Origin of the sequence: Micromonospora sp. CMU55-4 (genome assembly GCF_011602315.1) — a bacterium.
Lineage (GTDB): Bacteria > Actinomycetota > Actinomycetes > Mycobacteriales > Micromonosporaceae > Micromonospora > Micromonospora chalcea.
The window spans coordinates 162710-177647 of sequence record NZ_JAAOLH010000007.1 but is presented as its reverse complement, the minus strand read 5'-3'; the positions used below and the strand labels follow the sequence as shown (position 1 = coordinate 177647).

Genomic DNA, 14938 nt, shown 5'->3' with positions numbered 1-14938 from the left:
GGACGCGATTGCGCGACGGGTCAGCGAATGCCCGCGTCGTGGAGCCGCCGGGTGGCACCCGGATCGATGGTGGTCCGCACGAGCGAACCGGGCGCGTCTGAGGATCCGGTACTGAACGCGGTCACCACCAGCACGACGACCAGCACCGGCATCAACAGCGTCCGGACCAGCATGGCCCAGCACGCCTTGAGGCCGATCCGGCCGCCGTCCTTCGCCCTTACGAGTTGGGTGCCGGTGAGCAGCGCGCCGAGCGCCCGGCCGTTGCCGTAGCAGAGGCCGTAGAGCAGCGGCACCACCACGAGCAACGAGAGGCTCGCCCCGGCGGCGAAGTTGTCGGACAGGGTGACCGCGCGGTCCACCAGGGACAGGGCGACGACGCCCGCCCCGACACCGAACAGGAACACCGTGAAGTCGACGAGCCAGGCCAAGGCCTGCGCCCCGGTGCCGGCCCGGACGTACAGGCCGCCGTTGCCGAACGTCGCGATCCGCTTCGCCTCCCGGGGGCCGAGTACGTGCTCCGCCTGCGCCTGGGCGGCTTCCAGCCGGGTCAGTGGGTGGCCCGTGGCGCGGACTGTCACAGCGCTCTCCTGTTGTGTCGTGGGCACCGGGCGTTTCGCCGGATCCGGACGCCGTGCCGTGTCGTACCCCGAGTGCAGAGTAGTCGGCGCCAGAACAAGGCCACGGCGCTATGTCGCTGAGGTGTTGTACCGGTCCAGCGTCGCCTGGGAGGTCGACGCGTCGCGGAAGACGAGCTCCCACGGGCCGGTGTTCACGTCCATGTCCTTGCCGAATCCGACCCACTTACCGGCCATCCGCCGGCCCGTCGGCTCGGCCAGAAGCTGGATCGCCCCGTGATAGCGGGCACCCCGGTAGTAGCCGGCCGGATCGGTCTGCTCCACCCAGGTGCCGGTGACAACGGCCCCGTCCACGGTCAGGTCCAGCGACAGAGATGAGGACGCCGACCCGGGCAGGCTGCGCGCGGTCAGCCTGTCGCCGTGCTGCAGCAGGACGACGAAGTGCTGTCCGGCGAAGGACTCCTCCCGTCCGCTGGAGTAGTACTGGTAGCGGCTGAGCCACACGCCCTCGTATGACCTGTGCGCCGTGCTGGGCTCGGCAGCCGGCGTCGGCGTGGCCAGGTTCGACACGGGCGAGGTCAGGTCGTGGCCACCCTGTTGGTCGTCGGCCACGTGCCCACCGGGCACCGCGGCGAAGCCGAGCAGTGAGATGGGCAGGCCGGTGACGACCTCCAGCGCGCGTGCGAAGTCGTCCTGGTTCATGCGCATCCCGTCATGGAGGGCGCCCAGGGCCGTGTCGGGAGCGGCCATGAGCGACACGATAGCGCTGTGTCGCAGTGGTGTCACCGTTGGTGCGTGGCCCGTAGGTCATCGACGAGCGGCGTTTCGGGGTACCGTCGACAGAATGGCGGCCGGGTGAGTTCGCCGGGCCTCTTGAGCTTGGAGCTGGGCTATGGCTTCCTCCGTCGATCCGCGCTTCGGGGCAGCTCTGCGCGAGTTTCGGGAGCGGCGTGGTCTGTCGCTTCGGTCCCTCGGGCAGCTCGCCCATCGAAGCAAGAGCCATCTGCACGAGCTGGAAGCAGGGCTCAAGGCTCCGACTGTCGACACGGCGCGCCACTTGGACCGGATTCTCGACGCCGGAGGTGTGCTTGCTCGGCTGGTCGATGCGCCGATCGACCATGCGGCCGAGGCGGGCGAGTTGCGGGCGAGGGTTGCCGCCAGTGATGTCAGCGGTGAGGTGCTCGAACGGATCGAGCAGGGCGTCGACGACCTCGCCAGCTCCTATCCGACTATGGCGCCGGCGGATCTGTTGCCGCTGGTGCGGCGACATCTGGCCTATGTGGTGCGGCTGCTGGACGGACGGGTCACGCTTGCTCAGCAGCGTCGGCTGTTGGTTGCGGGCGGTTGGTTGGCGGTGCTGCGGGCCACCGTTCACATCGACCTGCGGCAGCGCGGCGCGGCGGCTGCTCATCTGCGTGCTGCTCGTGAGCTTGCCGAACACGCCGAGCATGCGGAGATCCAGGCGTGGTGTCTGGAGACCCGGGCCTGGGACGTGTTGACGCAAGGTGACTACCGGACGGCACTCGATCTGTCTCATCAAGCACAGCGGGTCGCGCCGAAAGGCAGCTCGGCCAGGATTCAGTCGACTGCCCAGGAAGCTCGCGCGTGGGCGCGGATCGGTGATGTGGCCGCCACCCGGCGAGCGCTGGAGCGGGTGGAGCGGTTGACGGCGAATCTGCCCGTTCCGGAACGGGCCGAGCATCACTACCGCTACGACCCCGCGAAGGCCGCCGCCTATATGGCCACGACGTTGGCGTGGGCCGGTGACCCGGCTGCCGAGCAGGTGGCGCGGGCGGTACTGACCGATCTGGACCCGCACGGTGATGGGGGAGCGCGTCCTCGCCGTTCCGCGTCGGCGCGTCTCGACCTCGGACTTGCCCTGGTCGCCGCCGACCAGCCGGATGAGGCGGTTGCGCTCGGGGCGCAGGCGGTGGCGTCCGGGCGGGTGGTGCCGTCGAACTGGTGGCGAGCCGCGGAACTGCTCGCGAAGGTGGAGCAGTCGGGCGTGCCGGAGGCCGCGATGCTGCGTGACCTGTGCGTCGAGTACGCCCCCGCCCGCCGATCGACAGCGGACAGCACACCCGGTTAGCGGACAGTCACCTCCTGGATCGTGGACGCGCTCGGCGTGACGCTGGATCTCCACCGGGCGCGGATAGGCACATCAGCAGGTGTCCTCCGTGCCCTCACCACGGAGGGCCGGACAGATGACGGTGACCATTGGGCTCCTGCGACGGCTCGTCGGTCGGTACCTTCCGCCGTCGACGGTGTCCGGCTTTGGCGAGCGCATCCAGGCGATGGAGCAGGAGATCGCCAGACGCCGTCTGCTGGACCAGGCGCGAGGCGGGCAACGGTCCCCGGACGGCGATGCCTCGCGGGAGCGCCGCGTCTCGTACGACGCGTACCTGTCGGCCGCCGCGTTGACGTTCGCCCGGCGGCATCGGCCGGTGTGGTGCTGGCGGCGGTGGCGACGGGTTTGCCGGTGCGGCGCCGAGCTGCCCTGTCATTCGCGGCATCGGCTCCCGATCAATCGTGGTCACTGGCCACAGGCGGGCGACGAGTGATCGGCGGGCCGGAGGAGATGATCCTCGCGGTACACGTGCGGGGACTCGACGGCATGTGTGCAGGGTGCCGGGCGTGGTGGGCACGGCTCACGCCGTACCCGTGCTGGCAGGCGGAATGGGCGACGAGTCGGCAGGCGCGGGCGATCACCGCGCGGTTCCTGGAGGGTGCGCGGTGACCACCCACGGTCCGGTCATGCCGGTGTGGAGCTGCGGCGGCTGCAACCTGCCGTGGCCGTGCCCCACTCGCAGGCGTGAGCTGCGGGCGGAGTACGCCGGCGCGCCGGTGTCACTGGCTCTGTATCTCGGCGCCTATCTCGTGCAAGCCTCCGAGGACATGCCCTGGGCGCCTGCCGGTGCGCTGCACCGCCGCTTCGTCGGGTGGACCCGGGAGGCGGGTCCGCAGGGGCGGTGACTGCTCAGAGTCGTCGCTCCCGCAGCCGCCGCCGGAACCGCATCCACTCGGCCGGTACGACGAGGCAGCCCGCCACCGCGGGCGGCACGGTCACCAGGAAGTCCGGCCACCGCCAGATCGGCGCGTCCGCTTCCCGCAGGTGGGTGGGGTGCCGGGGGTCGTACCGGACCGCTATCACGTCGCCGGCGGCCGGCCGGCGCGCCGGGTTCTCCAGGATCGCTGTCGTGCCCACCGGACCCGAGACGTAGACGACGTTCAGGGACTTGCCGCGCCCCTCGTAGTTGGCGCGTACCACCTCGGCCTCGGCGATCTGCCCCCTGGTCTCCAGCATGCGGTTCTCCCACACCTGCCACCCGACGAAGGTCAGGAACAGCGCGGTGAACAGGGACGTGACGAGCAGCCAGAGACCGGCTGTCAGCACGGTCGCCCCCTCGCCCCGTAGCAGGCCGAGGACGACCTCCTCGTAGCGCGAGGGGCGGCTGACGGGGCCGGCGCCCGCTCCGTCGACAGACATCCCGCCGCTCCTTCGCCGACTGCCCCGGACATCCACGGTAGCCAGCGCGCCCAGCCCGGTGGGGAATAGGTGACGAGAAGTCGATATGACTGAGAGGCATAAATATACCTCTCAGTCATATCGCTCGAAGCACTCAGTCTTCCGGCCGGGCATCACCCTCCGTGACAGAACGGCCTGGCGCCGCCGGGGCGGTGAGCGACAGCGTGGGCCACGCCGCCAGGTCGTGGAGCATCTGCCGGTCGTGGGTGGCGACCACCACCGCGGCCCTCGTCGTCAGCAGGGCGGCGGTGAGGTCGTCGACCAGCGGCGCGGACAGGTGGTTGGTGGGTTCGTCGAGGATCAGCAGGTCGGGACGTTCGGCCAGGCGCAGCGCCAGGTTCAGCCGCCGTTGCTGTCCGTGCGACATCCGGCCGACGGGGGTACGCCGGGCCTCGGCGTCGAGCAGGTTCGTCGCGCTCAGCGGCAGGGCCGTGCCGGAGCCGACGCGCCCGGCGGAGCGCAACCGGCCCACGTGCTGCTCGTACAGGTCGTGCGCGAGCAGCGCCGGCGGCCAGTCGGGCACCTCCTGACCGAGGTACGCGACGCGCGCCCCGGACAGGTGCCGGACCTCCCCGGTCGACGGCGTGAGGTCACCGGCCAGCACGGAGAGCAGCGTCGACTTGCCCGCGCCGTTGGGTCCGGTCACCAGCAGGCGGTCCCCGCCGTCGAGCGTGAGCGTGACCGGGGTACGCAGGCGCCCGGCCACCGTCACGTCGTGGCAGCGCAGGGTCGGCAGTCCGGGACGGGTGTCCAGCGGTGGCCAGCGCAGCGGCTGCGGTGGCTCCGGCACGGTGACGCGGTGCGCGTCGAGCGCCTCCTGCCGGCGGCGCAGCGCCTGGACCAGTCCGGGCGCGCGGGACTGGCGCTGGTGCTTGCCGTGTCCCTTCTCCGGCCGCCAGCCGGTGCTGAGGCGGTCCTGCGCCTGCCGTACCCCGTCGGCCAGCCGCTGGTGCTCGGCCTGCTGCGCCTCGTGGTCGCGTACCCAGTGCGCGAAGTCGCGGCGGCGCCCGTCCTGCCAGGCGGCGTAGTCCCCGGCGTAGCGGCGCGGGCGCCCGTCCGCGCTGGGGTCGAGGTCCAGGAACTCCGTGGCGACGTCCCGCAGCAGGGCGCGGTCGTGGGTCACCAGCACGACGCCGCCCGGGTGGTCGCGTAGCCGGGCGGTGAGGAAGGCCAGGCTGTCCGCGTCGAGGTGGTTGGTCGGCTCGTCCAGCATCAGCAGGTCCACCCGCGCTCCCAGCAGGCACGCCAGCCGGACCCGGTAGCGCTGGCCGACGGACAGCGTGGCCAGCTCCCGGTCCCGGTCCGGGCAGGCGTCGAGGCCGGCCAGCGCCACGTCGACGCGCCGCTGCGCGTCCCAGGCGTCCAGCCGGGTCGCCGCGTCCAGGGCAGCGGCGTACGCGTCGTCCGCGCCCGCCCGGCCCTCGGTGAGCGCGATCGCGGCCTCGTCGAACGCCCGCAGCGCGCGTTCGGACTCCCGGATCGCCTCCCGGACGAGCGTGCCCACCGTCTCGCCGTGGCGCGACTCCAGGTTCTGCCGGGCGACGCCGATCGTGCCCAGCCGTTCCACCACGCCCTGGTCGGGAGCGATGAGGCCGGCCAGCACGTGCAGCAGGGTGGTCTTGCCACGGCCGTTCTCGCCGACGACCGCCAGGCGGGAACCGGCGGAGACGGTCACGCTGACGTCGGACAGCACGACCCGGCCGCCGAGTACGACGCGGACGCCGTCGGCCCGCACGTGCGCCCGGTGCCCGGCGGGCAGCGAACCGCCCGAGGTGGATGGGAAGGAAGGAATGTTGTCGAGGTTGTGCACAGTCCGCTCTTCGGCTCGTCATGGAGCCGGGCAGCGCGAGGACACCGCCCGGCGGGAACGCCGGGACGGCGGAGCAGAGCTGGTACGTCAGAAGAAGCCGGTCACCCTGCCGCCGTCAGCGGAGGGACCAGGGCTTCATGACAGCGGCGAAGAACCTCATGCGGCAAACAGTACCCGGCTCCGGGCCGGAGATCACCGGAGTTACCGGCGGAGGCGGGCGGAGGCCTCGGCGTCGAGCAGGTCGTTCACCGCCAGCGCCGAGTTGATCAGGGCGAGGTGGCTGAACGCCTGCGGATAGTTGCCGATCTGCTCACCGGTGGAGGCGATCTCCTCGGCGTAGAGCCCGAGGTGGTTGCTGAAGGTGAACATCTTCTCCAGGGTGAGCCGGGCGTCGTCCAGCCGGCCGGAGCGGGCCAGCGCCTCGACGTACCAGAACGTGCACATGTTGAACGTGCCCTCGTGACCGGGGAGCCCGTCGGGGGAGTGGACCGGGTCGTACCGGTGGACCAGGCTGTCCGAGACCAGGTCCCGCTCGATCGACTCGAGGGTGGACAGCCACAGCGGGTCGGTGGGCGTGACGAAGCCGACCGCCGGCATGTAGAGGAGGGCGGCGTCGAGCACGTTCTCGTCGTACGCCTGCACGAAACTGCCGCGTTCCCGGTGGAAACCGCGGGCCATGACCTGGTTGTAGATCCGGTTGCGTTGTTCGGTCCAGCAGTGCATGTCGCCGGGCCGGCCGGTGCGGGTGGCCAGCCGGATGGCGCGGTCCAGCGCCACCCACGACATCACCCGGCCGAACGTGTAGTTGCGGGGGTGGTGGCGGCTCTCCCAGATGCCGGCGTCGCGCTGGTCCCAGTTGTGGCAGAGCCAGTCGATCAGCCGCACGGTGCTCTTCCACACCTGGTGCGACACCCGGATGCCCTGCTCGTCGGCGAGGTGCATGGCGTAGAGCGCCTCGCCGTGGATGTCGAGCTGGAGCTGGTCGGCGGCGCCGTTGCCGATCCGCACCGGACGGGAGCCGCGGTAGCCCTCCAGGTGGTCGAGCACCTCCTCGTGCAGGTCCGAGGACCCGTCCACCCGGTACATGATCTTCAGTGGGTCCTGGTGGTCGCCGGCCTCGCGGATGCGCTCGTCCAGCCAGTCCATGTACCGGCTGACCTCCTCGGTGAACCCGAGGCCGAGCAGCGCGTGCACGGAGAACGAGGTGTCGCGTACCCAGGTGTAGCGGTAGTCCCAGTTGCGGGAGCCGCCGACCAGCTCGGGCAGCGCGGCGGTCGGCGCGGCGATCATCGCGCCGGTCGGCGCGTACGTCATGAGCTTGAGCGTGATGGCCGAGCGCTCGACCATCTCCCGCCAGCGCCCGGTGTAGCGGGAGCGCTCGACCCATCGCCGCCAGTAGTCCCGGGTCCACTCGAACATGCCCTGGACCTCTTCCGGCGGAATGATCCTGGGCTCGTCGATGCCGGTCTCCAGGACCACCCCGCCGGTGTCGCCCTCCTGCAACGTGCCGTAGGCGATCAGGTCGCCGCCCTCCATGCGGATCTCGCCGGTCTTGGCCCAGAGCTGCCGCACCGGATCGATCGGGTTGAAGGCGAGCGTCGCCGACCGGCTCCGGAACAGGTAGCCGTTGCGGTGCCGCTCCAGCTCGTGGCTCTCCCGGGCGAAGTCGAAACGCGGCCGGCACTCCACCCGGAACCGCATGCTGCCGCGCACCATGTTGACCATGCGCACGATGCGGTGCGAGTCGGTGACCCGCTCGCCGGTCACCGGCATGAAGTCCATCACCTCGGCGACGCCGTCCGCGCTGATGAACCGGGTGATCAGGATCGGCGTGCCGGGGAGGTAGAGCTGCTTCGTGACGTACCGGACGTCGTGCGGGGCGATCTGGAAGAAGCCGCCCTTGTCCTTGTCCAGCAACGCGCAGAAGACGCTGGGCGAGTCGAAGCGCGGCGCGCAAAACCAGTCGATCGTCCCGTCACAGGTCACCAGCGCTGCGGTCTGGAGGTCGCCGATGAGCCCGTGATCCTCGATCGCCGGATAGCTCTTCACGTCGCCCCCCAGGTTCCGACTGCCCTCTCCGACTCAACCTAGGGGAAGAATTGTCAGGTTAGAGGGGATTCGTGGTCACCCACCCTCGCGCGTCACGCCGCGCCTCGACCGCCCGGCGGGTCTCCTCGTTCACCAGTTCCGCGTTGATCATCGCCGCGGTCCGGGCACCAGCCGCGGCAGCGGCCCCGACCTGCGCCGACAGGTCGGTCACGTTGCCCGCGACCCACACCCCGGGCGCCTCGGTACGCCCCGACTCGTCGGCCGGCAGGTACTCGCCCATCCCGCTGGGGTGCGGTTGCGGGCGCAGGCCCAGTCCGGCCAGGAACCCGGTGCGCGCGACCATCCGGGGCGCGACGGTGAGCACCTCCCGGTCGACGGTGCGGCCGTCGCGCAGGCGTACCCCGGTCACCCGGTCCCCGGCCGTCTCGACGGCCGCGACCTCGCCCTCGACCACCGGCACGCCGCGGGCGGCGAGCTGCTCGGCCTGCTCGTCGGTCAGCGGCGGCGCGGTGTGCCGCAGGTAGACCACGTCGTCGCTCCACTGCCGGAACAGCAGCGTCTGGTGCACCGACATCGGGCCGCTGCCGATCACCCCGATCGGCCGGTCCCGCACCTCCCAGCCGTGGCAGTACGGGCAGTGCACCAGGTCCCGGCCCCAGCGCTCGCGCAGGCCCGGCACCTCGGGCAGTTCGTCGACCAGGCCGGTGGCGACGAGCACATGACCGGCGCGTACCCGCCGGCCGTCGGCGAGCGTCACCTCGAAGCCGTCGCCGTCGCGGCGTACCGCCTCGACCCGGCCCTCGGCTAGGTGCCCGCCGTAGCCGCGGACCTCGTCCCGGCCGCGCGCCAGCAGTTCGGCCGGCGGTACGCCGTCGTGGCCCAGCAGCGCGTGTACGCCGTCGGCGGGCGCGTTGCGCGGTTCGCCGCCGTCCACCACGAGCACCGACCGGCGTGCCCGGGCCAGCATCAGCGCGCCGCTCAGCCCGGCCGCGCCGCCGCCGATCACCAGTACCTCGTAGTCCTCACGTAACTCGGTCATCGTGACCACCTCCGCGACCAGACTGCGGCGGGGAAGCGCAGAACCGCAAACTCTCTTGCTGATGTGGCAAACTGGGGGCATGGATGTCGACCTCGACCAGGCCCTCGACGCGGTCGGTCCCCGGCTGCGCGCGCTGCGGCGTGAGCGGGAGACCACGCTCACCGATCTCTCCGCCGCCACCGGCATCTCGGTGAGCACGCTGTCCCGGCTGGAGTCCGGCGGCCGCAAGCCCACCCTCGAACTGCTGCTCCCGCTCGCCCGCGCGCACGGCGTGACGCTGGACGAGCTGGTCGGCGCCCCGCCCACCGGCGACCCGCGCGTCCACCTGCGGCCGGTCGCCGCGTTCGGGATGACCATGCTGCCGCTCACCCGCCGCGCCGGCGGCATCCAGGCGTACAAGCTGATCATCCCGGCCGGCGGCCGGTCCGAGCCCGAGCCGAAGACCCACGAGGGGTACGAGTGGGTCTACGTGCTCAACGGGCGGCTGCGGCTCGTGCTCGGCGAGCACGACCTGGTGATGGTCCCCGGTGAGGCGGCCGAGTTCGACACCCGCGTACCGCACTGGTTCGGGCGTGCCGACAGCGAGGGGGTGGAGTTCCTCAGCCTCTTCGGCAGCCAGGGCGAACGCGCCCACCTGCGGGCCCGCCCCCGCGCCTCGAGCTGAGCGGCGACGGTAAACACGCCCGCCGCGGCATCGGCGGCGCGACGATCAGCGGGTGAGCTATGCGGAGGTCGGCGGGCTGCGGATCTGGTACGAGGAGCACGGGACCGGCAAGCCGCTGGTCCTGCTGCACGGCGAGTACGGCTCGACGGAGACGTTCGCGCCGGTCCGCCCCGCCCTGGCCACGCGCCGGCGGCTGATCGCCGTCGACCTGCAGGGCCACGGCCGCACCGCCGACGTGGACCGGCCGCTGCGGTACGAGTCGATGGCGGACGACATCGCAGCGCTGCTGCGCCACCTCGGCCTGCCCCGGGCCGACGTGCTCGGCTACTCCCTCGGCGGCGGGGTGGCCCTGCGTACCGCGATCCAGCACCCCGGCCTGGTCCGCCGCCTGGTGCTGGTCTCCACGCCGTTCCGGCGGCGCGGCTGGTACCCGCGGACGCTCGCCGCGATGTCCGCCCACGACGAGCGCGTCGGGCAACGGATGCGCGGCACCCCGCTCCACGAGCGGTACGCGCGGGTGGCGCCCCGCCCGCAGGACTGGCAGGCGCTCTGGGCCCGCGGCGGCGAGCTGCTGCGACGGGACTACGACTGGTCCGCCGAGGTGGCCGCGCTGCCGATGCCGGTGCTGCTGGTCTTCGCCGACGCGGACGAGATCCCGGTGAGCCACGCGGCGGAGTTCTTCGGCCTGCTCGGCGGCGGCCGGGACGCGGGCGGCGACGGAACCGACCGTCCCGCGTCCCGGCTGGCGGTGCTGCCCGGGCTGACCCACTACGACATGCTGACCTCGCCCGCGTTGCCGGCGGCGGTGCTGCCGTTCCTCACCCACCCGGCGCGCGCCCCCGGCTGACTCAGCCCACCAGCGCCGGGGTGTCCGCGTCCGCCGTCGTGCGCGGGCGCAGCAGCGCGTACGCGAGCCCGACGGCGACCACGAGCAGCCCCGCGCCGATCGCGAACGCCAGGTGGAACCCGCTGGTCAGCGCGACGGCCCGGTCGTCGCCCAGCGCGAGCCGGTCCGCGGTACGGGCGGCGGCCAGCGTGGCCAGCACCGCGACGCCGAACGCCATGCCGAGCTGCTGGGTGGTGTTGAACAGCCCGGAGGCGAGACCGGCGTCCCCGGCGCCGGCGGCGGACATGGCGAGCGCGGTCAGCGCCGGCAGCACCAGCCCGAACCCGCCGGCGAGCAGCATCACCGGCAGCACGTCGGGCAGGTAGCGGCCGTCCACCGGTATGCGGGCCAGCCACGCGAACATGGCGACGAGCAGCACGAGCCCGGCCAGCAGCACCGCCCGCTCGCCGAACCGGGCGTTGAGCCGGGCCGAGACGCCCAGCGACACCGCGCCGATGACGACTGCCGCCGGGAGCAGGGCCAGCCCGGTGCGGGTGGCGTCGTAGCCGAGCACCTGCTGGAGGTAGAGCGTGACGAGCACCTGGAACGCGAACGTCGACGCCACGGTGAGGATCTGGACCACGTTCGCCACCGCCACGCCGCGCGAGCGCAGGATCCGCAGCGGCATGAGCGGTCGGCGCGCGGTGGCCTGCCGGACCACGAACCCGGCGACCAGCGCGACGGCGAGCCCGCCCAGGCCGAGCGTGTGCGCCGACGTCGCCCCGTACCGCTCGATCGTGACCACCGTGTAGATGCCGAGCACCAGGCCGGCGGTGACCAGCAGCGCACCTGCCACGTCGGCCCCGGCGGCCAGGCCGAGGCCCCGGTCGGCGGGCAGCGTACGGACCGCGAGCGCGATCGTGGCCAGGCCGATCGGCAGGTTGATCAGGAAGATCGAGTGCCAGCCCAGCGCATCGGTGAGCAGGCCACCGGCGACCTGGCCGATGGCCGCCCCGGCGGCGCCGGTGAAGGCGAACACGGCGATCGCCCGGCCCCGCTCGGCGGCGTCGGGAAAGAGCGTGACCAGGATGCCGAGGCTCACCGCGACCGCCGCCGCGCTGCCGACGCCCTGGAGGAAGCGGGCCGCGACGAGCATGGCGCTGCTCTCTGCGAGCCCGGCCAGCACCGACGCGGCGGTGAACAGCGCGGTGCCGCCGAGGAACATCGCCCGGCGTCCGAGCAGGTCGCCGAGGCGGCCGGCGAGCAGGAGCAGGCTGCCGAACGCGATCAGGTACGCGTTCACCACCCAGCTCAGGCCGGCCGGGGAGAAGCGCAGGTCGCGCTGGATGGCGGGCATCGCCACGGTGACGATGCTGCCGTCGAGGATGGTCATCAGGGCGCTGGTGGCGAGCACGCCGAGCGCGACCTGACGCGAGCGGGGAGCGGACATGGAGTCCTCCTGTCGAGAGGTGCGACAGGAGGGACCGTAACGGATAGTCCCGTTATAGACAATCTCTTTGGGAACTATTGGCGGGCGCGGCGTGCCGGTTTCGGGCTCGGCACCGGGGTGGCCAGGTGGCCGGCCGCCAGGCGCTCCAGCGCGCGCAGGAAGACCGCCCGCTCGTCCTCCGGCAGGCTCGCCAGTGCCTCGGCGTGCACCCGGTCGACGATCTCCTGGCTGCGCGCCGCGACCCGGGCGCCCTCCTCGGTGACCGCGATGATCCGGGCCCGCCGGTCGGTACGCGACGGCCGCCGCACCGCCAGGCCGGCCTGCTCCAGCGCGTCCACCGTCACCACCATCGTGGTCTTGTCCATGTCGCCCATCTCGGCGAGCTGGATCTGCGTACGCTCCTCGGGCAGCGCGTGCGCCAGCACGCAGTGCATCCGCGCGGTCAGCCCGATCTCGGCCAGGGCCGCCGCCACCCGGGTGCGCAGCACGTGACTGGTGTGGTCGAGCAGGTACGACAGGTCCGGGGTGCTCATCCGCCCAGCGTACCGACGGGTCCGTGGCGGATGATCCGGCGCGGACCCGGCCGGACCGCGGATACGATCTTGTGGGATGTCGTCGGCAGGAGAGGTTTGGTGCGGTGAGCGACGTGCACGGCAGGCGAGTGATGGTGGGTTACGACGGGTCTCCGGCCGCGAGCGCCGCCATCGAGGCGGGCGCGTTGCTGTTCCCCGGCGCGCACGCATGGATCGGGCATCTGTGGACGCCTCCGTTCGCCAGCGAGGAACTGCGTAAGCGCCTCTGGACCGGCAAGCGCAACATCAACGCGTTCGTGGAGGCGATCGAGCGCGAGGGCGGCCGGGAGGCCGACCGGCTCACCTCCGTCGGCGTGATGCTGGCCCGCGCCGCCGGCTGGGACGCCGAGCCGCTCGTGTGCCGCAGCTACGGCGGGGAAGGGCTCCGGCTCGCCGAACTGGCCGACGAGAAGCAGACCGACGTGCTGCTGCTCGGCTCGCGCGGGCTCGGCGGTGCCCGCGCCGTGCTCGGCAGCGTCTCGGACATGGCCGTGCATTACAGCCCGCGACCCGTCCTGGTGGTGCCGCACCCGCTGCTCACCGACGAGCACGACGCGCTCGCCGCCGGCCCGGTGGTGGTCGGCTGGGACGCCTCCGCCGGCGCCGAGGCGGCGCTCGACTCCACCCGGCGCCTCTTCCCCGAGCGGAACGTCGTCCTGGTCGCCGTCGACGGCGACGAGGGGGAGACGCCCACCCCGGAGACGGCCGGCGGTCAGCAGGTCACCACGGTGCGGGTGAGCGCCGGACGCGGCGCCCCGGGACGCGCGGTTGCCGACGCGCTCTCCGCGGTCGCCACCGAGCACAAGGCGAGCGCGGTGGTGGTCGGCTCGCGCGGACGCACGGCGATGCGCAAGATCCTGCTCGGCAGCGTCGCCATGGCCACCCTGCACCGCGCGCACCGGCCGGTGATGGTGGTGCCGCAGAGCCCGGTCCGCGAAGCGGAGTAGCAGTCGGCCGCGACGACAGAAGCATCACGGGTGCCTCCCCGGCCGGGGAGGCACCCGCGGCGTTCCACCCCAGCCGTACGCTTACCGCTCGCTACTCCCTGCGCCACTCTTGTCGTACGTTCGGTAAGCGCCCGATCTGTCGAAGGGCTGCAAGGTCCCGGATGGTGATTTGGCGGTACCCCGTCTCAAGAGCCCCGGCCTGCCGAAGCTCGCGAAGCGCCTTCTCTACGGTCGGCTCCGCCGCACCACTCAGCGTTGCCAACTCGGTCTGAGTGAGCGTCACTCCAAGAGTTCTGCCGCCTGGCACCGGCTCGCCGTGAGCGGCTGAAAGCTCGGCCAGAACCCGAGCCAGTCGAACCTTCGCCGGGTAGGAGGCGAACTCGACCCTCCGCTGATTGGCCCAGCGAAAACGGGCTGCAGTGGTTCCCGCCAACGCAAGCGCCGCCTCTGGGTGATTCTGCAAGAAGGGGTACCAGTCACGTCGATGAATGATATTGATCATGCCGTTGCTGCAGCTCGTGACGGTAGCGGTGCGCGGCGTGCCGGCCAGCGCTGATATCTCACCTACGACGTCGCCCGAAACCCTGATCGCCAGCAGGGCCTGACGGCCATCGGCCAGGTTGACGGTTACCTTAGTCAATGCGTGCCGAAGTAGCAGCATATGGCTGCCCTCATCACCTTCGCGGAGAATACGGTCTCCGGGTTCCACCTCGATGGCTGTACCGATGGAGAGGAAGGCAGCGCGCACGGACGGAGCCAAGCAGTTGAGGAGTGACCCTGGAGGCCACTCTGGCGAGGTCTGCGCTCGTTCCTGGTGTTGTCGCATGTCAGCACCCCGTTCGCCGTGAGACATGACGATGCTCGGCCTGGTTGCGGCTGCATCAGCACAGGAGCCATTGTGGTCGATGCAGTCGGCCTGCAGAAGGTGTCCAAGCGGCAGGGTGCCCAGCTACACGAAGGAGGCAAGGATCAGCCAAGCCGTTGCAGAGGCGGCTGCAATGAAGGTCCACGGAAGTGCTGAGCGCACCCGACGATGCTTGCCACGTGCGATCTGACCGAGCAGCATCACAAGCTGCCACGCCTCGGTGATTTCCTGTCCCGCATCCAGCGCAAGTGGTGCTGATCGAGGCTCGATGAAGCCGAACCGGTTCGCTCCCTTCGGTCCGGTCACCACCGGCCGGAAGCCGAGTGCCAGGTGCCGAGTGCCCACGGCCGAGCAGCACAGGAAGACAGCACAGGCCAGGCCGAGGGGCAGGCCGAGAACTGGATTGGCTGTTATGTCGGATGGTGCGGGCATGCTGCTGGCGGTGAGGCTTACCAGCGCACCGTACAAGCCGGCCAGTCGGGCGATCTTGGCATCGGCATGCTGGATCGAGTCTTGATGCATTCGGGCGGTTGCCAACGCGCGTTCCACGTCTGAAGTGCTGAAGGAAGCTGGAGTCTGAGGGGTGCTCATGGTGCAAGTCAAGTCTGGGCTGCC

The 14938-nt window shown here is 71.6% G+C and carries 14 protein-coding genes and 2 pseudogenes; 6 read left to right on the top strand and 10 right to left on the bottom strand.

Annotated features, from left to right (window positions below; all coding sequences use genetic code 11):
* Positions 1-20 precede the first annotated feature (20 nt).
* Positions 21-578 (bottom strand): hypothetical protein, encoded by a 558-nt coding sequence (locus tag HA073_RS14835; protein ID WP_309228024.1) that lies wholly within the window; start codon positions 576-578, stop codon positions 21-23.
* A 108-nt stretch (positions 579-686) separates the two neighbouring features.
* Positions 687-1334 carry an XRE family transcriptional regulator gene (locus tag HA073_RS14830; RefSeq protein ID WP_375336235.1) on the bottom strand — a complete coding sequence of 216 codons (648 nt, stop codon included), beginning with the start codon at positions 1332-1334 and terminating at the stop codon, positions 687-689.
* Positions 1335-1467: 133 nt separating this feature from the next.
* Between HA073_RS14830 and HA073_RS14825 the strand changes: the two genes are divergently transcribed.
* The 3 genes and pseudogenes from HA073_RS14825 to HA073_RS31135 all read left to right on the top strand — a co-directional run.
* Positions 1468-2664 carry a helix-turn-helix domain-containing protein gene (locus HA073_RS14825; RefSeq protein WP_166456672.1) on the top strand — a complete coding sequence of 399 codons (1197 nt, stop codon included), beginning with the start codon at positions 1468-1470 and terminating at the stop codon, positions 2662-2664.
* Between the two features lie 288 nt (positions 2665-2952).
* Positions 2953-3312: pseudogene (locus tag HA073_RS31140) on the top strand (hypothetical protein); the annotation flags it as partial.
* Positions 3309-3530 (top strand): annotated as a pseudogene (locus tag HA073_RS31135) (hypothetical protein); the annotation flags it as partial. The pseudogenes HA073_RS31140 and HA073_RS31135, both read left to right, overlap by 4 nt.
* Positions 3531-3552: 22 nt before the next feature.
* On the opposite strand, the gene HA073_RS14810 reads toward HA073_RS31135, so the two are convergent.
* The 4 genes from HA073_RS14810 to HA073_RS14795 form a co-directional block, all read right to left on the bottom strand.
* Entirely contained in the window at positions 3553-4062 is a 510-nt protein-coding gene (locus tag HA073_RS14810) for a DUF3592 domain-containing protein (protein ID WP_113972606.1), read from the bottom strand.
* A gap of 133 nt (positions 4063-4195) precedes the next feature.
* The gene (locus tag HA073_RS14805) at positions 4196-5911 is read right to left on the bottom strand and encodes an ABC-F family ATP-binding cassette domain-containing protein (RefSeq protein ID WP_309228023.1); all 1716 of its coding nucleotides are present in this window, start codon (positions 5909-5911) and stop codon (positions 4196-4198) included.
* Between the two features lie 201 nt (positions 5912-6112).
* On the bottom strand, positions 6113-7960 hold the full coding sequence (locus tag HA073_RS14800) for a glycoside hydrolase family 15 protein (protein ID WP_166456669.1): 1848 nt from the start codon (positions 7958-7960) through the stop codon (positions 6113-6115).
* A gap of 58 nt (positions 7961-8018) precedes the next feature.
* Positions 8019-8999 carry an NAD(P)/FAD-dependent oxidoreductase gene (locus HA073_RS14795; protein ID WP_166456668.1) on the bottom strand — a complete coding sequence of 327 codons (981 nt, stop codon included), beginning with the start codon at positions 8997-8999 and terminating at the stop codon, positions 8019-8021.
* Between the two features lie 79 nt (positions 9000-9078).
* On the opposite strand from HA073_RS14795, the gene HA073_RS14790 reads away from it, so the two are divergent.
* Complete coding sequence (locus HA073_RS14790) at positions 9079-9663, top strand: helix-turn-helix domain-containing protein (protein WP_064448246.1); 585 nt, start codon at positions 9079-9081, stop codon at positions 9661-9663.
* 52 nt (positions 9664-9715) lie between these two features.
* Complete coding sequence (locus HA073_RS14785) at positions 9716-10510, top strand: alpha/beta fold hydrolase (RefSeq protein ID WP_166456667.1); 795 nt, start codon at positions 9716-9718, stop codon at positions 10508-10510.
* 1 nt (position 10511) lies between these two features.
* Here the strand turns inward: HA073_RS14785 and HA073_RS14780 are convergent, their stop codons facing one another.
* Together HA073_RS14780 and HA073_RS14775 are read right to left on the bottom strand one after the other, a co-directional pair.
* A complete protein-coding gene (locus HA073_RS14780) occupies positions 10512-11939 on the bottom strand; it encodes an MFS transporter (RefSeq protein ID WP_166456666.1) in 1428 nt (475 codons plus the stop codon).
* A 74-nt stretch (positions 11940-12013) separates the two neighbouring features.
* Complete coding sequence (locus HA073_RS14775) at positions 12014-12472, bottom strand: MarR family winged helix-turn-helix transcriptional regulator (RefSeq protein ID WP_166456665.1); 459 nt, start codon at positions 12470-12472, stop codon at positions 12014-12016.
* Positions 12473-12603: 131 nt separating this feature from the next.
* On the opposite strand from HA073_RS14775, the gene HA073_RS14770 reads away from it, so the two are divergent.
* Positions 12604-13458, top strand: coding sequence for a universal stress protein (locus HA073_RS14770; protein ID WP_205797465.1), 855 nt, complete (start codon positions 12604-12606; stop codon positions 13456-13458).
* A gap of 91 nt (positions 13459-13549) precedes the next feature.
* Here the strand turns inward: HA073_RS14770 and HA073_RS14765 are convergent, their stop codons facing one another.
* Both HA073_RS14765 and HA073_RS14760 read right to left on the bottom strand, forming a co-directional pair.
* Positions 13550-14206 carry a Crp/Fnr family transcriptional regulator gene (locus HA073_RS14765; protein WP_309228022.1) on the bottom strand — a complete coding sequence of 219 codons (657 nt, stop codon included), beginning with the start codon at positions 14204-14206 and terminating at the stop codon, positions 13550-13552.
* A 201-nt stretch (positions 14207-14407) separates the two neighbouring features.
* Positions 14408-14872, bottom strand: a complete 465-nt coding sequence (locus HA073_RS14760; RefSeq protein WP_166456662.1) for a hypothetical protein — start codon at positions 14870-14872, stop codon at positions 14408-14410.
* Between the last annotated feature and the right edge of the window lie 66 nt (positions 14873-14938).